This is a genomic window from Acinetobacter sp. YH01009, from assembly GCF_013420765.1.
GTDB classification, from domain to species: Bacteria; Pseudomonadota; Gammaproteobacteria; order Pseudomonadales; family Moraxellaceae; genus Acinetobacter; species Acinetobacter amyesii.
The window spans coordinates 12,757-33,965 of the sequence record NZ_VOYE01000020.1; the positions used below are offsets into that span (position 1 = coordinate 12,757).

The following is a 21,209-nucleotide window of genomic DNA, read 5'->3' on the forward strand; positions in this document are numbered from 1 at the left end:
CATGTTGTATGCAAAAAATGCTTTTTGCATTTACAGCCTTTTTATGAAACTTTACAAAGAAATACAGAAAAAAGCTTATTCACCCGCCACTGAACACTCAAAATTGGTTCGCTCAATCGTACAACGTGCTTTTTTCAGTACCGTCATCATGGTGGAGTCGTAGATTCCTTGTTTGGTTAAATCCATCCGTCCTTCACGCAAAATTTTCTGATATTTCAACTGATCATCTTTGCTGAGATTCATCTTATATTTGGCAGGAATTTCAGCTTCCATGCGTTTTACCATGGCAAAACTTTTCGGTAATTGTTTAACGAACCATTGCCGAGAGGGTTCAGCAAAACCATCTGGGAATTTATTGTTACGAATAATCAGGTCTGCCGTGACATTCACCACAGGAAAATTAACCATCGCCCCAGTAGTGCCTAAGCCTTTTGAAATTTCGAGTGGCTTAAAGGCATAAGCCGGCGCAGCCACAATTTCAACTTCGGCCTGATTAAATTTGCGAATAAAATTGGAAATTTCCGACATGACTGGCACAGCGCCGACACGGTCGACCATCTCTTTTTGCGCATAGTCATAATGCAAAATGGCAAATTTTTTACCTTCAGCTTTTTCTAAATTATTGATATTGCGATCACGGACAAAAATATAGGCTGAACCAATTTGCCCAATCCCTGCCACTTCATAACTATCTTTACCTGAATTGGTAATCAGTCGCTTACTGTTCCGCTTATCTAAGACATAGGTAATGGCTTTTTGTGGGATGGTATTGTTCGGTACACCGCCAATGGCATCAATCGAACCAGCAAATTTGTTATACGCACGTGCCCGCATCGAGGTCATATAAAATGCGTCACATTTCCCTTCTTTAAAATCTTTATCGACTTTGGATTCATCTTGATATGAAATCAGTTGAACTTGTGCTCCCCATGCCTTACTGGCTAGAGACCACTCTTCCATTAGCTTATAAGATTCCCCTGCTTTTCCAAGTAAATCGAACACACAGACCTTCTGATTGGCATAGCTTTGTGCAGACATCACACCTGAAAGAAGCGATAAAATTAAAATTCCTTTTCTCATTTCTTATATTCCCAATATGTTTTATTAATCCATTTAAAACAACAACTTGAAATATTTTTTTAATACTAAAGCCCATTCAATATACCTAAATACGTGAAATCTGTCACATTTTTTCAGATGGTTGCGATGCTTTGTTTTTTCTTTTGCAAAGCCATCCATTAGAATAGCCTCACATTCTTCTTGTTTAGTTAGTTCCATGATTCAGTTAGACCAACTTTCCATTCGTCGCGGTGGGCGTGTTTTATTTCAAAAAGCATCTATGCAATTGCATCCAGGCTGGAAAATCGGCTTAACCGGTGTAAATGGTGCAGGTAAATCGACTCTTTTTTCTGCACTTTTAGGTGGAATGGAATCTGATGGTGGTTCATTAACTCGTCCTGCGGTATGGACCGTCGCGCATATGGCGCAAGAAATCAAAGCGCTCGATATGAAAGCGATTGATTTCGTTCTTTCAGGCGATGAAGAATATTGGGAAATACAACATAAACTTGAACATCCAGAACAATTAGACAATGAAGCGCTGGCACACTTATATGGCCGATTTGATGAAATCCATGGCTATACAGCTCCATCAAAAGCCTCACAACTGATGGCCGGCCTGGGTTTCTTTGAACATCAGTCCCAACTCAATGTTTCAAGCTTTTCTGGTGGTTGGCGTATGCGTTTAAACCTTGCGCGTACCCTGATGAGCCGTTCTGACCTATTATTACTCGATGAACCAACCAACCACTTAGACTTAGATGCGATTTTGTGGTTAGAAGATTGGTTAAAAGCTTATGAAGGCACACTGATCTTGATTTCACATGACCGTGATTTCTTAGATACGGTGACTGATCATATTTTACATATCGAAAATCAAGAGCTGACGCTTTACACCGGCAACTATTCAACCTTTGAACGCACCCGTTCTGAGCGCTTGGCACAACAACAACAAGCCTATGAGAAACAACTTGAAACTCGTGCGCATCTCCAAAAATTTATTGACCGTTTTAAAGCCAAAGCGACTAAAGCTAAGCAAGCTCAAAGCCGTATTAAACAATTAGAACGCATGCAGGAACTTTCTGCCGCGCATGTCGATACACCATTTACCTTTAGTTTCCGTGAGCCAACCAAAATGAGCTCGCCGCTGTTACAAATGGAACATGTCGACATTGGCTATGGTGACAAACTGATTGCCACCAATGTGAATTTACAGATTACCCCAAACAGTCGTATTGGTTTACTGGGAATGAATGGTGCGGGTAAATCAACCTTAATTAAATCCTTAGTTGGTGACCTTCCTTTATTACAAGGGACACGCAAAGCCTCGGAACTGTTGAATATTGGCTATTTTGCACAGCATCAAATGGATGCTTTAGATGGCAATGCCAGCCCGATGTTACAATTATCTCGAATCGCTGACAAAAAAGTCAGTGAAGCGGCATTACGTTCATTCTTAGGTAGCTTTGGTTTTAGTGGCGAACGCATGGATACGCCAAGTGAAGGCTTTTCAGGCGGTGAACGAGCACGATTGGCTTTGGCTTTGATTGTTTGGCAGCGCCCCAATGTTTTAATTCTAGATGAACCGACCAACCATTTAGACCTTGATATGCGTCATGCTCTAACAATGGCGCTGCAAGATTTTGAAGGTGCTGTGGTTTTGGTTTCGCATGAACGTCAATTGATTGCCAGCGTTTGTGACGAATTATTGTTGGTACATCATGGGAAATGTCGCGAATTTGATGGTGACCTCGTGGCTTATGCCGATTGGCTGCGTCAAGCACGGATTGACATGATGAAAAATAGCCAACAAGCCCCTACTCCCATCAAATCTCAAGTTGAAACTAAACAGACGATTTCTAAAGTCGATAAAGAAGCGCAGCGTAAAGAAGCTGCACGTCAGCGTGAATTGACCCGCCCGATTCGTAAAAACATTGAAAAAAATGAAGCGCAAATCAGCAAAATTCAGCCACGCTTAAACGAAATCGAGGAATTATTAGCAGACAGTGCTTTATATGAAGCCAGTCGTAAAGATGACTTACTCAAACTAATGAATGAGCAAACAGAATTAAAAGCCAAACTTGAATCTGTCGAAGAGCAAATGCTTGAATTAATGATGGAATTAGAAGAAATGGAAAGTAGTTTTGAAGCTTAATTTAAAAAGCAAAACCCTAGATTTGCATTATTAAGAAAACCTAACTTAAGCTCAAAAAATCAATCGCCGTGAAGTTTAAATGTTCCACGGCGATTTTTTATTTATACTTCACAATAATAATCACACTATAAATCTAAAAAATATTTAAAAAATCGAATGTTCATATCCAACTGGTTATTGCATCGTTAGGCATTTCTATTCGGAAAGAATCTAAAAATTCAGCGATAGCTATTACCCTAATTTTGTAAATGAATTCAAAAAATATACTTCACATCAAACTCATTGCCGCAGTTATCCACAAAAGCCATTTTTAAATTCAAATCTTGGTTTTAAATTCATTTTTATTTTTTAAATTCAAAATATCGAACCACCTTTTTGTGGATAAATATTTTTAAATGATGTTATCCACAATTATAAATGACTTTGATGTTGAACACTATTAAATGTGAAAATTCACAAAACTTATCCACATTTGCAAGATGGATGCATTTTATCTCCACTCACGACATCAATTTAAACTTTTTATTGTTTAAGATAAGGCAGAAGGATGGGTTTTTGCCTTTAAAAAACGTAATTCTTGTATTTTCCAGGTCTGATCAAAATGCCAGATTTCCTGTATTTGCTGCTGTGTTTCAGCTAAACCAATTAAAATTTTGCACTCAGTTTGGTCACGATTAAACTCATAATCTTCAAATTCTACGTCTGGTTTTTGTGGTTTCCAAACCCCATTTTTCACTGCATGTGCAATACGTTCATAGCGGACATAATTACTTTCGACACGCCCGTCTTGCTCATAAACCACCTTAAAGTGCTCATCTTCGTATTCGGCTAAAACAGTATAATTTCCGGTAAAAAATGCATTTACCCAGATGTCACGAATGTGTTCAAGTTGATTGTCCATCATATATAGACCTCTTATTTTTAGCTGCTAAGTTCAAATTGATTTGAGCTTAGCATCAGAATAAGTCAATTTAATAAAACACAAATTGGCGATTTAATATTCAATTTTATTTAAGATAGCACAAAAAAAAGCACTCCGAAGAGTGCTTTTTTGAATGATTCTGTAATCAGAATTTAGGCATCAATATCCGCATTTAACGCATTTTCTTCAATGAAAGCACGACGTGGTTCCACATCATCACCCATCAAGCAAGAGAACATACGATCAGCTTCAATCGCATCCTGTACCGTTACTTGCAGCATGTTACGGTTCTCAGGATCCATTGTAGTTTCCCAAAGCTGTTCAGCATTCATCTCACCCAAACCTTTATAGCGCTGAATCATCATGCCACGGCGTGAGTCTTGTAAGATGTTTTGCCAAACCTGATGGAAGCTGCTCACTGGAATTTTGCGCTCGCCTTTTTGTAGGTAAGCACCTTCTTCCAATAAGGTGAACCAACTCTTCGAATTTTTGAGTAAACGCGCATATTCACCTGAACCCAATAGACCTGAATCTAACAAGTATTGGTGCGGTAAATTATGAACATAGATGGTAATACGCGGGAAATAGGTCGCTGACTTATTGCCTTCAGTATCTTCATGCTCAAACGTTTCTAAGCTTAATTCAGGACGTAGGCTAGGTTGAGTTTTCTCAATATTGGCACGTAGTTGCTCACCCCAAGTCTGTACATAGTCTTGGTTATTTGCTTGATCTAACTTAAAGCCTTCTACTGCCAATAAACCATCCAACACACTTGCAGGATAACGTACAGTCAGACGATGCAAGCTCTTTTGAGAGGTTTGATAATCCGCAATCACACCCGCTAAAGCCTCACCACGAATGGCAGGTGCTTCTGCACTGATGTGTAATTCAAGCTCATCAATTGCATTTGAAATCAGGTACGTCTCAAGCGCATCATTATCTTTGATGTACTGTTCTTGCTTGCCTTTTTTCAGCTTATACAACGGTGGCTGTGCAATATAAATATATCCACGTTCCACAAGTTCTGGCATTTGACGGAAGAAGAAGGTCAACAATAGCGTACGAATGTGCGAACCATCGACGTCAGCATCGGTCATGATGATGATTTTGTGATAACGCAGTTTATCTGGGTTGTACTCCTCACGGCCAATACCACAGCCTAAAGCAGTAATCAACGTTCCCACTTCTTGTGAAGAAATCATCTTGTCAAAACGTGCACGTTCCACGTTGAGGATTTTACCTTTCAGCGGCAAAATCGCTTGCATCTTACGGTTACGGCCCTGTTTAGCTGAACCGCCCGCAGAGTCACCTTCGACTAAGTAAAGTTCAGACAATGCAGGATCTTTTTCCTGACAATCGGCCAATTTACCTGGCAGGCCTGCAATATCAAGCGCACTCTTACGACGTGTCATTTCACGTGCTTTACGCGCTGCATCACGCGCACGTGCTGCATCAATAATTTTGCCTGCAATCGATTTAGCAGCTTGTGGGTTCTCTAAAAGATATTCAGAGAACGATTTATTCATGGCTTGCTCAACCGCAGTTTTCACTTCGCTCGACACCAATTTTTCTTTGGTTTGCGAAGAGAATTTTGGATCAGGCACTTTCACCGAAACAATTGCAGTTAAACCTTCACGGGCATCATCACCAGAAACCGCCACTTTCTCTTTTTTGAGTAGGTTTTCGCTTTCCATGTAGCTGTTTAAGCCACGGGTTAATGCAGCTCGGAAACCCGCTAAATGCGTACCACCATCTTTTTGTGGAATGTTGTTGGTAAAGCAACGAACATTTTCCTGATAAGAATCGTTCCACTGCAATGCAACTTCCACACCAATGCCGTTATCCGCTTGAGTAGTGAAGTGGAAGATCTCGTTCAGATGGGTTTTGCCTTGGTTGATATATTTTACAAACTCAGACAAACCACCTTCATAATCATAAACGTGCTCTAAATTGATACGTTCATCACGTAGCACAATTCGTACACCTGCATTCAGGAACGATAATTCACGTAAACGACGTGCCAAAATATCGACATTAAAAATCGTTTGACTGAAGGTTTCAGCACTTGGCCAGAAACGTACACGTGTACCGGTACGATCTGTCTCACCCACCACTTTTAATGGATACACGGAATCACCGTGTTTATATTCTTGCTGGTGGATTTGACCCGCACGATGAATGGTTAATTCGAGCTTGCTTGAAAGCGCATTCACCACGGATACACCTACACCGTGTAGACCGCCTGAAACTTTATAGCTGTTATCGTCAAATTTACCGCCCGCATGCAGAATCGTCAAAATCACTTCTGCAGCAGAAACACCTTCTTCTGGGTGAATGTCGGTAGGAATACCACGACCGTTATCCGATACGCTTACAGATTCATCTTCATGGATGGTTACATTGATCTCGTCACAATGACCTGCCAACGCTTCATCAATTGAGTTATCGACAACTTCAAACACCATGTGGTGTAGGCCAGTACCATCGTCAGTATCACCAATATACATGCCCGGACGCTTACGTACAGCGTCTAGACCACGTAATACTTTGATGCTAGAGGAATCATAAGCTTTTTCTATGGTTTGTTCTGTTTGAGAAGCAGCTTGATCTTCTGAACTCATGGTTTCTCCCTAGTGAAAAATAGGTCTATCCAAAGGTGGTATTTCATTGCACAACAGCCTGCACCGTACCATTTTCAACTTTGAATAATTGATAAGAAATAGATAAATCATGTAAGTGTTTTTGCACTGAATCATGGTCTAAAGTGGTAATAAAAACTTGACTACCAAGATGGCTTAAACGCTCAATTAAACGCTGTTGTGCGGTTAAATCTAATTCTGCTGTCAGATCATCTAATAATACCACAGTTTCCTTATTACAAGCATGTAGCATTGCAATCTGTGACAGTTTTAACGCCATGATCAATAACTTTTTTTGCCCACGAGAGAGCACAACATCTGCATCACCCATAGCGGTTTTTAACCTTAAATCTGCACGGTGCGGACCATACTCAGTATAGCCACGTTCGCAGTCTTTAAAGTGCTGATTGGTCAGATCATTCAGCAGTCCTGTTTCAGCATGAAAGCCTGCACTATATTCCAATGTCACTGTTAAATGCGGCAATAATGCTTGGAGATCTTGTTGGAAATATCGCGTCCACTGTTCCACCACATTACTGCGCAGACTATGTAATATCTCACCATAATCACTGAGCATTTTGTTCCACGGTTCTAGGTCAGACAAACTCAAATGACGTCGTGATTTCAGCAAACTATTCCGCTGTTTTAATGCCCGCGCATAATATTGCCATGCATGGTAAAACTCCGGTTCCACGTGGAACATCAACCAATCTAAAAGTTGACGTCGTGGCTTCGCACCATGATCAATAATATCGGTACTTTGTGGGTCGATGAGTTGTAGTGGTAAAATCTTAGCCAACTGCCCTTGTGTCCCCACAAGGTCGCCATTGACTTTAATCACTTGCTCGCCCGACTGCATTTTTTGCATACCAATGCGGTCTGTTGCAGACTGCGCAAAGACAACAGCGTCAGGGCTATTATTTTGAATATAGTTTTTCGGAATATGGGTTCGAAAAGAACGGCCGGTTGCCAGCAAATGTACTGCTTCTAATACAGAAGTTTTGCCAGAACCATTTTGCCCATAAAAGACATTAAACGGCTGCAACCCAGAGAGTGCAACCGTCTTTAAATTTCGAACACGTTCTACATGTAAACGCGTGATATGCATAATAATTGAGACGTCAGTCCGAATTAAACACGCATTGGCATCACAACATAGGTTTGATCTTGTTGTTGTGGATCTTGTACCAATACAGATTGGTTGGCTTCTGTCATGGTCATTGCAACATCATCACCATCCAACACATTCAGAACTTCCAATAAGTACTGTGCATTGAATGACATTTCCATCGGTGCATCAGCATATTGAATCGCGAGATCTTCGATCGCTTCATCTTGTTCAGGGTTATTGGCACGAAGTTGTAAAGTGTCCGCATCAAACTTCAAGAATACGCCGCGCAATTTTTCATTACTTAAAATCGCCACACGTTGTAGTGATTGTTTAAATACATCATGTGCAATGCGCACATTTTTATCACCACCACGTGGAATCACACGGCGGTAGTCAGGGAATTTACCATCGATCAATTTTGTGGTGAAACGTACGGTAATATCACCCTGCTCTTTATCACGGCTGGCAATGGTAATCGTTACATTTAATAATTCACGACCAATCAACAACGATAATTGCTCGTCTTCAACACTCAATAGACGCTGCAATTCACCTACAGCTTTACGTGGAACAATCGCTTGCATTGCTTGTGTCGCATTCGAGCTTGCCGCTGTTTCACACATCGCCAAACGGTGACCATCGGTCGTTACTGCACGCAATTGATTTTCATCAATTTCAAGCAAAGTACCTGTCAAATAGAAACGCACATCTTGAACCGCCATGGCAAAAGATGTTTTCTCAAATAAACGCTTTAACTCACGCTGAGTCACACCGACTTGAGTGCCTTGAGTATTTTCAGTGGTTAATAATGGATAGTCTTCTGCAGGCAAAGTACCTAATACAAAACGACTGTTTCCAGATTTTAAAATACAACGTTGATCTTCAGTAATTTGCAAATCAATCAATGCCGCTGACGGTAATGATTTACTGATATCCATCAATTTACGTGCAGGAACAGTCGTCACACCTGCTTGTAAACATGCACCTTCAGTAAGTGATGTGCTTGCAACCAGTTCCACTTCAAGATCCGACCCCGTAATGGTCAAAGCTTGCTCTGTTACCTGTACTTTTACATTGGATAAAATATTTAAGGTATGGCGACGTTCAACCGCTCCTACGACATGTGATAGAACATTCAGTAAGCTTTCTTTCGCGATTTTTAAACGCACGATACATTCCTCTAAAAACTGAAGACAGACAAAATAAATTAATTTTTTAGCAGTGTACTATGCGGCAGAATATACCGCATTGCAAGAACAGAATTTGAACGAAAAGACTTAACTTTGCAGCAGACGTTGCAAGTTTTTATAGTCCTCATTGAAGATTGGATCTTCTTCACGCAGGCTTTGTACTTTTTCACAGGCATGCATCACAGTACTGTGGTCACGATTACCAAAAGCCATACCAATTTCAGGAAAACTATCCCCTGTCAGCTCACGTGCTAGCCCCATAGCCAACTGACGTGGACGTGCATAAATGCGTGTACGTTTTGGACCAATCAATTCTTTCAGTGGAATACGGAAATACTCGCTGACCACACGCTGAATATTTTCCGTGCTGATGGTGCGCGCACGAATTGCCAACACATCTTTTAACGATTCACGCACCACATCTAGATCGATTGGGGTGCCTTTAAAACGAGAAATGGCTACGACTTTATTCAGCGCACCTTCTAGTTCACGGACATTGGCAACCACTTGTTGAGCAATAAACAACGCACAATTCCGTGGAAGTTCCACCCCATTGCTTTCCGCTTTTTTCAGTAAAATTTCAATACGGGTTTCAATATCAGGCGGTTCAACACCCACCGATAAGCCCCACGAAAAACGTGAAACCAAACGTGGATCAAGTTCAGTCAGTTCTTTTGGATAACGATCTGAGGTTAAAATGATTTGCTTAGATTCATCTAATAACGCGTTGAAGGTATAGAAAAACTCAACCAAGCTGGCCTCTTTACCCGCCAACAAATGAATATCATCCACCAATAACAAATCTAACGAACGACAGTTTTTCTTAAATTCCTCGACCTTACCTTGCTGTAACGAGCTCACAAAGTCTTGTACAAAACTTTCAGCCGTCATGTACATCACACGTGCATTCGGCTTCGCTTGCAATAATGCATTACCTACGGCTTGCATTAAATGGGTTTTACCTAAACCAGTCGGTCCATATAAAAATAACGGGTTATGCTGCGAAGCACCGGGCTGCGTCAAGACTTTACGACAGGTTTCTGCCGCCATCTGATTGGAACGGCCTTCAACAAACAAGGAAAAGGTAAATAATGGGTTAAGCTGACGCTTACGGTTATTCTTTGATGACGTCTCTTCTTTTTCTTTTTTAGGACGAGTCGGTGCCGACACTTGTGGTGTTGACTCTAAAGCTGCGGTGGTTGTTGCCGGTTGCTCAGCTGCAGATAAAATTGCACCAGGCCGTGAATCGACCAAAATCTCAACTTTACGTACCCGACCTTCAGACAACTGTTCCGCTAAAATTGAAATCAGTTCTAAATGGTGCTCTTGAATATAGCGTGTCCAATACGGATTCGGTGCATAGAGTTTTAGACTATCACCTGCATCTTCTGCCACCAGTGGGCGTATCCACATTGTATAGACATTTCCTGAAAGCTCTTGTCGCAAGCGAGTTAAGCAGTCTGTCCAAAGCATGTGAAACCCCTATTTCAGTCCATTGTACGTAAAAAAATAATTCAACCCCGCCTAAGCGGGCAGCCATTCTAACCATCTTATCCACATCTGTCATGAACAAATCAGTCGAAATCGATCAAAAAAACGCAAATTGAGTTTAAATTTAAATTTAAATCACGTGTGGATAAGTTTATCCGCAAGCTGTGGATAAATTGTAGCACAAAGTTATCCACAAACTATCAAAATTATAAAAACATCGTTATCCACAATGTAACCATTTGTTTTTTAAATCTAAAAATACGTTTTCCACAGAAAATATCAACACTAATAATAATAAATTTAAATTTTAAAATTTGAATTTATTTATAAGATCGACCCATTCTGGGGATAACTTAATGGTTGGTTTAAATTCAAATTTAAATTCATAAAAACCAATTCACAAATTTGAGGTTGTGGATAAATCTGTGAGTAAACTTGAAGATAACTTAAATAATTAATATATACAATAATTTAGTTTGTGAATATTTTAATTTAAAACTTTCTGACTGATTTCTAATCCTTATATTATCTTGATATATCACAGCCTAGATTTTGAAAGAAAGCGTGTTTTTCATTGACAGCTCAAGCAATGAGCACTAAAATCGCGAACCTTTACTGAAAGATCATTTGTGGAGTTTCGATATGAAACGTACTTTCCAACCTTCTGAGTTGAAACGTAAACGCGTTCATGGTTTCCGTGCTCGCATGGCTACTAAAGCTGGCCGTCAAGTATTAGCGCGTCGTCGTGCAAAAGGTCGTCACAGCTTAACTGTTTAATTTCAGTTAAGACTGTCAAGACTTGGGTGTTATGACAACACTTTACGGCTTTAGCACAGATGTGCGAATACACTGTGCTGCCGATTATAAAAGTGTGTTCGATGGTGCGCTTTTTAAAGTGCATCAACCCCATTTCTTATTTCTAGCAAAAATCTCCGAACAGCCGAATAGCCGTTTGGGTATTGTTGTTGCTAAGAAAAAAGTGCGCCGCGCACATGAAAGAAATCGAGTAAAACGACTTGCACGCGAAAGTTTTCGCCTGCATCAACAGCAGTCTAATGTATTAGATATTGTCGTTATGCCAAAAATGGGCATAGAGGCGGTACCGAATGCAGAGTTGCATCAGCAATTACAATTTGCTTGGCAAAAATTGCAGCGCCTTGCAAATAAGCATAAAAAAATAGCTACCTCCCCACAAGCGTAGAGATGACCAATGGTTCGTTTACTGCATTGGCTCATTCGTTTCTATCAGATTGCGATTAGTCCTTTATTGGGACCACGCTGTCGTTATATTCCAACATGTTCTCAATATTCTTTGGAAGCAGTCCATCAACATGGTGCTGTACGTGGAGTGTGTCTAGCTGTTCAGCGTATTTGCCGTTGTCATCCTTGGGGCGGTTCAGGCTATGATCCTGTTCCATCAAAAGCAATTCGTTTTATTTCATTTCAGCAAATAGATTCTCAAACGCTTCACGTTGCTGTACCCTTTCGTGAACGTTTATTGAACCAAAATCACTCTAACCACTTGGGGTAATACCTATGCAACAATGGGCCAGGATTGCAATTCTAGGGGCCATGTTTGTTGTCGCATATTTGCTCATTTTGGCTTGGCAGAAAGATTATGGAAATGCGGAACAAAAACCTCAGCAAAATGCTGCGGTGGTAACGCATGAAGTATCTGCCGATTTGCCAAATGGCCAGACAGCTACGGCTGCTACTGATGTGCCGCAAGCAAATAATGCTGCTACACAACAAACAACAGATGCCACTGCACCTGTTAGTCAACAGTTAATTTCAGTACAAACTGACCTTTACCATCTTTGGATTAATCCAAAGGGTGGCGATATTGTTCGTATTGAATTACTCAATCATGACAAAAATAAAGACAGCGACGAACCGTTTGTAATGCTTGAAAGCGATGCGAAACGGACTTATGTTGCTCAGTCTGGCTTAATTGGTCTTAATGGCCCTGACAGCAATCCGAAAGGACGTCCAACCTATGAGATTGAAAAATCTTCATATACGTTGAATGACGCAAAAGCTGTGAAGGGTAAAGATGGCCAAACAGCAAAAGTTTTGTCAGTACCAATGGTTTATAAAACAGCAGATGGTGTAGAGGTTATTAAAACCTTTAACTTCACTGAAGGTGAATACCCTGTTGTCGTGAATCATAAAATCGTGAACCGCAGTGCTCAGAACTGGCAAGGTCAGATGTTTGGTCAGCTTAAACGCGACAACTCTGAAGATCCAGGTAAATCTGATCAAGGTATTTTCACTTTAGGTACATTCCTTGGTGGTGCATGGGGTTCGCCTGAAGAACATTACAACAAACTTAAATTTGCTAACTTCAATGAAGAAAAATTGAATGTTGAAGCAACTGGCGGTTGGGTTGCAATGGTTCAGCATTACTTCGTGAGTGCGTGGATTCCTGGACAGATCAAATTAACGCAAGCCAATGGTCAACCTTATGCTGCGAAACTTGAGTCACGTAAATCTACCGATGATATGAACATTATTCAGTTCACTTCACCTGCAATCAATGTTCCTGCAGGAACTGTGGCAGAAGTAGATGCAACGTTCTATTCAGGTCCAAAAATCCAATCTGAATTAAAAGAATTGGCGGTTGGTTTAAACCAAACTGTAGACTACGGTTGGTTATGGCCTATTGCGAAATTATTGTTTGTCGGTCTTGAGTTTTTCCACGGTTTAGTGGGTAACTGGGGGTGGTCAATTATTCTATTGACGATTCTGGTGAAACTGATCTTGTGGCCATTGTCGTCGAAGAGCTACCGCTCTATGGCGAAAATGCGTGTGATTGCACCTGAAATGCAACGCATGAAAGAAGAGTTCGGTGAAGACCGTATGCGCTTCTCGCAAGAAATGATGGCATTGTATAAACGTGAACAAGTGAACCCACTATCAGGTTGCTTGCCGTTATTGCTCCAAATGCCGATCTTCCTTGCTTTGTACTGGGTATTGATGGAGTCTGTTGAACTACGTCATGCGCCATGGTTAGGTTGGATTCAAGATTTATCTGCGATGGATCCATGGTTTATTTTGCCGCTATTAATGGGCTTGACCATGTTCATTCAGCAAAGTTTGAACCCACAACCGGCTGATCCAATGCAGGCGAAAGTCTTCAAAATCATGCCAGTGATCTTTACGGTATTTATGTTGTTCTTCCCTGCAGGCCTTGTGCTTTACTGGATCTGTAACAACAGTATTACTATTCTTCAACAAGGTTTGATTAACAAATCTGTTGAAAAAGACCGTTTAAAACGTGAAGCGGCTGACTCAGCAAACTAAGCATTGCTGATGGGCTGAATAAATCCGCTTAAGATGGTAATCTTAGGCGGATTTTTCTTTATCTGTCGTTTGAAAATTTTTAGGTGAATTTTATGTTAAACCGAACCACCATCGCAGCAATTGCCACACCGCCGGGTCGTGGTGGTGTCGGCGTGATTCGCCTGTCTGGTCCCAAATCTTATGCCATTGCAGAAGCATTAACGCAGCAATCCTTACCACAAGCACGTTTTGCTGGTTTCCGTAAGTTTTATGATGCATCGAATGAAATCATGGATGAAGGTTTGGTGATTTGCTTTCCAAATCCGCACTCCTTTACGGGTGAGGATGTGGTGGAGCTTCAAGGTCATGGCGGCCCCGTTATTCAAAATGCATTATTGGCACGGTTACTTGAATTGGGTGCTATTGCTGCAAAAGCGGGCGAATTTTCAATGCGCGCCTTTGAAAATGGCAAAATGGACTTGGTGCAAGCCGAGGCGATTGCCGACCTGATTGATGCCACCTCACAAGCAGCAGCACGTTCTGCGGTACGTTCATTACAAGGTGCCTTTTCGAGCAAGGTCAATACGGTGCTAGAAAAACTTATCCATTTGCGTTTGCATGTGGAAGCAGCGATTGATTTTCCTGAAGAAGAAATCGACTTTTTGGCGGATGGTAAGATTTTGGGTTTATTAGATGAAGTGGCAAGCTCGGTCCATGCTGTACAGCAATCTGCTCGTCAAGGTCAGCTACTGCGTGAAGGTCTACAAGTGGTGATTGCCGGTAAACCCAATGCAGGTAAGTCTTCTCTACTTAATGCTTTGGCAGGTGTTGAACGTGCGATTGTGACGGATATTGCCGGTACGACACGAGATGTTTTACATGAAAAAATCAGCCTCAATGGTTTGCCGATTACCTTGACCGATACCGCAGGTTTACGTGAAACCGGTGATATCGTCGAAAAAGAAGGGATTCGTCGCGCAATTAAAGAAATTGAGCAAGCTGACTTGTTACTTTTGGTCTATGACTTGAGTCAGGGCGAAGATCCACTACAATTGGCTCAAGCGTACTTTGCCGATCATATTGAACCGAAGCGTTTGATGTTAATTGGTAATAAATGCGATTTGACGGGATCTACCGCGGAAATGACCGATTTAAACGGTTTTCGACATATTCGCGTTTCGGCTAAACAAGAAACTGGCGTTCAAGCGCTTATTGATGCGATTACAGCGCATGCAGGCTTTCAACCAGAGGAAGATACCTTTATTGCTCGAACACGCCATTTAGACGCAATGAAGCGCACTCAGTGCTATCTTGCAGAAGCACGTGAGCAGTTGGTGGTTTATCATGCGGGTGAGTTGGTGGCTGAATCTCTACGTTTGGCGCAAAATGCCTTAGGTGAAATTACCGGCGATTTCAGTGCGGATGATTTGCTAGGGAAGATTTTTGGATCATTCTGTATTGGCAAGTAATAAAACGATTGAGCTCCTCATTTCACCTATGGATAGATCCATCCAAAGCACGATATTCGAAAACATCGTGCTTTTTTTACATCGTTTAGCGTGGGTTTGAGCCAATAATGATTTTAAAGATTGTTCTCAGCACATCTTTTATTTTCATCCCATAAAAAGGATTGATTGCTGCTCTTTTCGATACAGCCTCAACTTTGACTTTGAGTGTTGCATAGTCTGGAAATTGTTGCTGTTGCGAGGATTTTTCGACCGCTGACAAAATATCAATTAAAAATGCACGATTAATTTTTGAACTTAATGGAATGGATTGATACCACTGTTTTTCAAAGCGACGATCTAAAAAGATATCGGGAATTTCGGGGCTAGTGGCATAAAACATGGCTTTGGTGCGCATACATTTACTGCATTGACCACAATTTTTTGGTCGAGCCCTATAGTCCACACAGATCGACAGGGTTTGTAAATCTAAGTCCCATTGGCTTAGAAGTGCGGTTTTTTGTGATCGCGTGACATCATCGTCGAGGGTGATTAAGACCCCGGATCGGTTCTTCATCAATCGGTTGGATGCCGTATTTGAGCCATAGGGATGAACGAATAATTGTTGATCTAAACGGTAATCGGCTGAAATTCGATATTGCTGGTAATGTTCAAAAATCGAAGCGCAGGAAAACAGCGAAAAGATATGTGTGACATGCGAACCTTTAGGGTTACAGCCATATTTACTGTACAGCGTGTAAGCATCGGTTTTTACCACGCGACTTTGCTTAAAAACTTGGCTTCTAAAGTCATGGGTCTGATCCATTAAGGCCTGAAATTTTTTATGGTCATCAAATTTATAATCCATTCCATGCACAGTGAGACAATCAGAGTCTTGCCCATTTTCAAGAAAAGCTTTGTATGTACTATAAGTGGAGTCAATCCCACCGCTAAAAAAGCTTAAATTTTGAGTGGGTTGGTTTGCCGGTGGTGTTTGGATAATCGATGCAGCACTGAGCATGACTGGTTGATATAAATCAGGTAACCAAGCGGCCCAGACCGTTGAAACCTCCCGTGCGGAGTGGAGGGTTTGTATTGAAATAGGTCCTTCTACATGCAGCGGGATGCCAAGGCGCATGGCAATGGGTAAAAAGCCCCAAACGATAAAATCATAGGTTTCTAATTGCGGTAAGGATTCAAACGGTAAAATATAGTGAATATTCCCGTATTTGCTGCTGGCGATGATTTGATTTTCCGCAGTGTTAATTTGACATTGAATTTTTAGCATTTTTTTAAATTTTTGAATCACATCACACAAGATCTTAATTTAATTTGATTGATTTTTATAGGGTTTCTTAATTGCTTTTGGGTTTAAGAAGCACCCAATACAAGATGCTTCTTGAATAAGTTCAATGGTTAATTGGTGTTCAGACTGCGGTGCCAAAACAATAAGCCGATACACAATAAGCCTACGCCAATACAAAAACCTAAAACACCGACCATTAAGCCGAAATGATCAGATAAATAGCCGGCTGCAATAATTGGAATAATGGTGCCTAGATATCCAATAAATAAATAGGTCGAGATCACCGCAGCACGGTTTTGATTGTTGGTCATTTGATGAACTAAGCCAAATGCGCCTAAAAGCCCCAGACCATGCCCGACACCGACTAAAACATCGCTAATAAAAAACAATGCGCTCCAATGTTGGGTCATACATAGCGCAAGGAGCGCATAGCTCAGTATTAACACTATTAAGCCGGCATTGACACATTTTGCAGAAGGAATCGATTTCGCCATAAATTGCACGACAGCGGAAACCAGCAAGATACTTGCAATGGCACTACCACTGACCAAAGGGCCATGCCATGGGATTGCATCTTTGACGAAAGAGGGTGCGAGTGATGCAAATAAGCTAAAAGAGCCAAAGGCACAAAAGGCAGTTAGTCCGGCGATATAAAATCGTGAATGATCACGCTTTTCAGGCAATTCCAAATGTGGTGCCACTGAAAAAGGCTGTGGCTCAAAATTCGGTGTGCGAATAAAAAATAACCCTATTAAACACGCCAAACCCCCAAAGATCACAGGGATATAAGGGGTAATTAAAGGCTGTTCAGAGAACTGAGCGATCACCCCACCAATAAATGGGCCAAGACCAAAACCAATCACAGTTATGATTGAACTCAGCTGCGGAGCATTATTTTTATGCTGTTCAGGAATGGTATAGACCATGCCAAGCATAGCTGAGGTACTAATTAAACCCGAGGCAATGCCGATAATAAAGCGCCCGATAGATAACCACAGCGCATTACTGGCAAACACCGACAAGCTTAAACCCAAGATGATGCACGCCATACCGATTTGCAGGGTTCTTAAAAAACCAAAACTATTACTGGTACGACCTAAAAACAGCAAGGTCGCTAGGCAACCAAACATGTAGGCAACAAAGATATAGGTGATATGACTCGGCAGCAGTCCCCAAAGTTGTTGATAAATGGGATACAGAGGACTAGCTAGCGCTGTACCAATAGTGCCCATACAGAGTGCAAGGCTCACCATGATAAATGGTCGCCAAGAGGGAGATGTGGTCATTTTAAAGTCGCAGAGGTACAGTCAATAGGGTCAATATTGTGCTGCATGAGAAAGAAGGAAATATGGGCTCAGTTTAATGCCGATTGTTTTCTATGGTCAAATCACAGTTGTAACTTTATCCATAGCGTTTAAGCAGTTTTACAAATTCTTCCAGTTCTGCTTCATTAATTTCAGCATCTTGAGGCAATACATGATGGCGTAAATGTGCTTCGATTAATTCATTCATTAATCCATTCACTGCACCCTTGATGGCCGCAACCTGTTGTAAAACCTCGATACACCCTGCTTCGGGTTGCTGTAAAGCCAGTTCGACCGCATTGACCTGACCTTGTAGACGTTTAACCCGATTTAAAATCTTTTTGTCCTGATGTAAATGACTCAACACTTTCTCCCGAAAATAAATATACTATGGGGGAGTATATTTAAGCATAGAACCTAATGAAAACTTCCCCATCCATCCGAATTCATCATCATCAATTTGATGAAGGTAATCCACTCGCACAAAAACGGATCTTAATTGCCACTATTTTAACGGCAGTCATGATGTTGTTAGAAGTTATTGGCGGATGGATTTTTAATTCGATGGCATTATTGGCTGATGGTTGGCATATGAGTTCACATATGTTGGCATTAGGCTTGGCCTATTTTGCCTATCGTGCGGCACGCCACTATGCCCAAGACGCTCGTTTTAGCTTTGGAACTTGGAAAATTGAAATTTTAGCGGGCTATAGCAGCGCGATATTATTGATGGTCGTTGCTGCATTTATGGCTTTTCATTCGGTGGAACGCTTATTCAACCCGGTCCAAATTCATTATAACGAAGCAATCCCTATTGCGATTTTAGGTCTGGTGGTGAACTTGATCTGTGCTTGGTTATTGCATGATGACCATCACCATCACCATCACCATCACCATCACCATCATAGCCATGAGGAGCAGCATGATCATCATCACGACCTCAATCAGAAAGCAGCCTCCATGCATGTAGTTGCTGATGCGGTGACTTCAGTGTTGGCCATTGTGGCTTTATTTGCTGGAAAATGGATGGGCTGGGGATTTTTAGATGCGCTATTGGGGATTGTTGGTGCGGTACTTGTTGGTAAGTGGGCCATTGGCTTGATGAAAGAAACAGGACAAACATTACTGGATGCGGAAATGGATCACCCTGTCGTTGATGAGATTCGAGAGATTTTAATGCAATTACCTGTCGACGTCGATGTAACTGATTTACATGTATGGAAAGTGGGTAAAGGTCAGTTTTCATGTATTGTGGCTTTAGAAACAAGTCAGGCATTGAGTGCAGATGAAGTGCGTCAAGCGCTGTCGATTCATGAAGAAATTGTACATGTGTCTGTTGAAATTAATTCACCTGATGCAGCTTAATATGTTCCACGTGAAACGGCATGTAGCTATTGCGTAATGAACTGAAAAATGCCCAAGACTTTCACGTGTTAAGGCTTAGAATGCTGAATCAATTAAATGTTGAAGTTGTTCGGTCTATGTTGAAAAAAATATGTGCGTTGGCGTTGAGTACCACCCTTTCGGCTTTTGCTTTGGCAGATGCGGCACAGGTTCAAAAGCTCTTGGTAGAAAAGCACCCCAGTTTAAAAATTGAAAATATTCAAAGTACCGAAATGCCGGGCATATATAGCGGTTTTGTTGAAGATCAAGTTTTGTATTTGAGTGAAAATGCGGATTATGTGATTGCAGGATCTATGATCCGTTTAAAAGATCAAAAAAATCTGACCAAACAATTGATCCTCGATCAGCAGAAAACTGAGTGGAATAAACTTCCATTACAAGATGCGATTAAAACAGTCAGGGGGAATGGGAAGCGCCAAATCGCGATCTTTTCTGACCCAAATTGCCCATATTGTAAGAAGCTTGAAGTAGAACTGGCAAAACTCAATGATGTGACCATTTATACTTTTGTCACAGCCATAAAACCACAGTCGTTGGCGCCATCGAAGCAGATTTTTTGTGAGTCAAACCCTGTTATGGCCTGGGATAATTTAATCAATAAGGGAATTCAACCGAAGTCAGCGAAAAGTTGTGCAAACCCCATTGATCGAAATTTAAAATTAGCTAAAAGCTTAAAACTAAGTGGTACACCGGGAATCGTATTTGCCAATGGTTCGATCTTAACCGGTGCTTACCCTGCTGCTGAATTAGAATCGATGTTAAAAGAGATCAAATAATTTCAGCTGTACGTCATGAATAAAATATAAATAAAAAAATACCCGTCTACAGGCGGGTATTTTAATGGCGCTATAAAAATTAGACGCGGGTTTTTTTCGTTACAAGGTTATAGATAAACAACACGATGATCGCACCAATGACGGAAGCGATAAATCCTGCAGCAGAATTTTCTCCATACAGACCTAATAAACGTCCGCCATAGGTCGCAAGTAAGGAACCTGCTATCCCGAGAATGGTGGTCATGATGAAACCGGCTTTGTCATCTCCAGGATGGATCGCACGTGCAATTAAACCAGCAATAAAACCAACAACAATCGCAACAATGAGTGACCACATAGTAACTCTCCTTTTGTTATCATGTATTTGTTTTTTACGACATGTTCAATCTTTATCTTTAATCAAAACTAAGCTGAGCTACAGCCTAAACATGCAAAAAACTGTTGTTTTTTTGTTCTGAAATAGCCAGAAAAGTAAAAAAAAAGTGGCCTTAGGCCACTCTTAAGTATCTGATCTTGCTTAGAGACCAATTTCGCCAATAAATGGAATGTGACGATATTTTTGATCATAGTCCAGACCATAACCTACGATAAATTTATCTTCGACTTCAAAACCTAAAAATTTCACTTCGAGTTCAATCTCACGACGTGAAGGCTTGCTAACCAAAGTACAAAGCTCGATTGAATTTGGATTGCGCGTCTGTAAAATTTCTAAAACTTTGCTTAAGGTATTGCCTGAGTCAATAATATCTTCAACCACCAAGACATCTTTATCTTTAATGTCGCCATCTAAATCTTTTAAGATTTTTACATCACGAGTAGATACGGTCCCACCGCCATAACTTGAAACGGTCATGAAGTCGAGTTCATGCGGTTTTGAAATTGCGCGGCAAAGGTCAGCCATAAAAATAACAGAACCGCGTAAAAGACCGATTAACACCAACTCTTTGTCGCTGTTAGCATAGTGTGCATCAATTTTTGCGCCAAGCTCTTTCACTTTAGCTTGAATTTCTTCAGTGGAAATCAGTACGCTCATTTGAACAGACATGGGTAGATACCTAAAAAAGCAAATCAAAAAATAAAAAAGGTGTTGACTTGCAACACCTCTAAAGATGAACCAATTTTAAT

General features: G+C 41.0%; 19 protein-coding genes. 8 read left to right on the forward strand and 11 right to left on the reverse strand.

Annotated features, from left to right (window positions below; all coding sequences use genetic code 11):
* Window positions 1-75: 75 nt before the first annotated feature.
* The gene (locus tag FTT76_RS15555; RefSeq protein ID WP_180009115.1) at window positions 76-1,080 is read right to left on the reverse strand and encodes a putative solute-binding protein; all 1,005 of its coding nucleotides are present in this window, start codon (window positions 1,078-1,080) and stop codon (window positions 76-78) included.
* Window positions 1,081-1,276: 196 nt separating this feature from the next.
* On the opposite strand from FTT76_RS15555, the gene FTT76_RS15560 reads away from it, so the two are divergent.
* The gene (locus tag FTT76_RS15560) at window positions 1,277-3,214 is read left to right on the forward strand and encodes an ATP-binding cassette domain-containing protein (RefSeq protein ID WP_180190620.1); all 1,938 of its coding nucleotides are present in this window, start codon (window positions 1,277-1,279) and stop codon (window positions 3,212-3,214) included.
* A 529-nt stretch (window positions 3,215-3,743) separates the two neighbouring features.
* On the opposite strand, the gene FTT76_RS15565 is transcribed toward FTT76_RS15560, so the two are convergent.
* From FTT76_RS15565 to dnaA, 5 genes are all read right to left on the reverse strand, one after another.
* Entirely contained in the window at window positions 3,744-4,118 is a 375-nt protein-coding gene (locus tag FTT76_RS15565; protein WP_180036050.1) for a hypothetical protein, read from the reverse strand.
* Window positions 4,119-4,288: 170 nt separating this feature from the next.
* Window positions 4,289-6,757, reverse strand: a complete 2,469-nt coding sequence (gyrB, locus tag FTT76_RS15570; protein ID WP_180027161.1) for a DNA topoisomerase (ATP-hydrolyzing) subunit B — start codon at window positions 6,755-6,757, stop codon at window positions 4,289-4,291.
* A gap of 43 nt (window positions 6,758-6,800) precedes the next feature.
* Entirely contained in the window at window positions 6,801-7,883 is a 1,083-nt protein-coding gene (recF, locus tag FTT76_RS15575) for a DNA replication/repair protein RecF (protein ID WP_180009130.1), read from the reverse strand.
* Between the two features lie 23 nt (window positions 7,884-7,906).
* Window positions 7,907-9,055, reverse strand: a complete 1,149-nt coding sequence (gene dnaN, locus FTT76_RS15580) for a DNA polymerase III subunit beta (RefSeq protein ID WP_180190621.1) — start codon at window positions 9,053-9,055, stop codon at window positions 7,907-7,909.
* A 108-nt stretch (window positions 9,056-9,163) separates the two neighbouring features.
* Complete coding sequence (dnaA, locus tag FTT76_RS15585) at window positions 9,164-10,549, reverse strand: chromosomal replication initiator protein DnaA (RefSeq protein WP_168379515.1); 1,386 nt, start codon at window positions 10,547-10,549, stop codon at window positions 9,164-9,166.
* A gap of 660 nt (window positions 10,550-11,209) precedes the next feature.
* On the opposite strand from dnaA, the gene rpmH reads away from it, so the two are divergent.
* The 5 genes from rpmH to mnmE all read left to right on the forward strand — a co-directional run bounded on the left by rpmH (window position 11,210) and on the right by mnmE (window position 15,318).
* The gene (rpmH, locus tag FTT76_RS15590; RefSeq protein WP_000831329.1) at window positions 11,210-11,344 is read left to right on the forward strand and encodes a 50S ribosomal protein L34; all 135 of its coding nucleotides are present in this window, start codon (window positions 11,210-11,212) and stop codon (window positions 11,342-11,344) included.
* Window positions 11,345-11,375: 31 nt separating this feature from the next.
* Complete coding sequence (gene rnpA, locus FTT76_RS15595) at window positions 11,376-11,768, forward strand: ribonuclease P protein component (protein WP_078189509.1); 393 nt, start codon at window positions 11,376-11,378, stop codon at window positions 11,766-11,768.
* 9 nt (window positions 11,769-11,777) lie between these two features.
* Window positions 11,778-12,098, forward strand: a complete 321-nt coding sequence (gene yidD, locus FTT76_RS15600) for a membrane protein insertion efficiency factor YidD (protein ID WP_078189510.1) — start codon at window positions 11,778-11,780, stop codon at window positions 12,096-12,098.
* 5 nt (window positions 12,099-12,103) lie between these two features.
* A complete protein-coding gene (gene yidC, locus FTT76_RS15605) occupies window positions 12,104-13,870 on the forward strand; it encodes a membrane protein insertase YidC (RefSeq protein WP_180022819.1) in 1,767 nt (588 codons plus the stop codon).
* Window positions 13,871-13,962: 92 nt separating this feature from the next.
* On the forward strand, window positions 13,963-15,318 hold the full coding sequence (gene mnmE / locus FTT76_RS15610) for a tRNA uridine-5-carboxymethylaminomethyl(34) synthesis GTPase MnmE (protein ID WP_180190622.1): 1,356 nt from the start codon (window positions 13,963-13,965) through the stop codon (window positions 15,316-15,318).
* An 85-nt stretch (window positions 15,319-15,403) separates the two neighbouring features.
* On the opposite strand, the gene FTT76_RS15615 is transcribed toward mnmE, so the two are convergent.
* The 3 genes from FTT76_RS15615 to FTT76_RS15625 form a co-directional block, all read right to left on the reverse strand.
* Window positions 15,404-16,582, reverse strand: a complete 1,179-nt coding sequence (locus FTT76_RS15615; RefSeq protein ID WP_180050929.1) for a hypothetical protein — start codon at window positions 16,580-16,582, stop codon at window positions 15,404-15,406.
* Window positions 16,583-16,710: 128 nt separating this feature from the next.
* Entirely contained in the window at window positions 16,711-17,886 is a 1,176-nt protein-coding gene (locus tag FTT76_RS15620) for an MFS transporter (RefSeq protein WP_257224326.1), read from the reverse strand.
* Window positions 17,887-18,001: 115 nt separating this feature from the next.
* Window positions 18,002-18,268, reverse strand: a complete 267-nt coding sequence (locus FTT76_RS15625; RefSeq protein WP_078194474.1) for a metal/formaldehyde-sensitive transcriptional repressor — start codon at window positions 18,266-18,268, stop codon at window positions 18,002-18,004.
* Between the two features lie 56 nt (window positions 18,269-18,324).
* On the opposite strand from FTT76_RS15625, the gene dmeF reads away from it, so the two are divergent.
* Window positions 18,325-19,269 (forward strand): CDF family Co(II)/Ni(II) efflux transporter DmeF, encoded by a 945-nt coding sequence (dmeF, locus tag FTT76_RS15630; protein ID WP_180190623.1) that lies wholly within the window; start codon window positions 18,325-18,327, stop codon window positions 19,267-19,269.
* Window positions 19,270-19,385: 116 nt separating this feature from the next.
* Window positions 19,386-20,084: a DsbC family protein gene (locus FTT76_RS15635; protein WP_180050972.1), complete on the forward strand. Its 699-nt coding sequence runs from the start codon at window positions 19,386-19,388 to the stop codon at window positions 20,082-20,084.
* Between the two features lie 79 nt (window positions 20,085-20,163).
* On the opposite strand, the gene FTT76_RS15640 is transcribed toward FTT76_RS15635, so the two are convergent.
* Together FTT76_RS15640 and hpt are read right to left on the reverse strand one after the other, a co-directional pair.
* Window positions 20,164-20,421 (reverse strand): GlsB/YeaQ/YmgE family stress response membrane protein, encoded by a 258-nt coding sequence (locus FTT76_RS15640; RefSeq protein WP_078189516.1) that lies wholly within the window; start codon window positions 20,419-20,421, stop codon window positions 20,164-20,166.
* 180 nt (window positions 20,422-20,601) lie between these two features.
* Window positions 20,602-21,129 (reverse strand): hypoxanthine phosphoribosyltransferase, encoded by a 528-nt coding sequence (gene hpt, locus FTT76_RS15645; protein ID WP_078194457.1) that lies wholly within the window; start codon window positions 21,127-21,129, stop codon window positions 20,602-20,604.
* Between the last annotated feature and the right edge of the window lie 80 nt (window positions 21,130-21,209).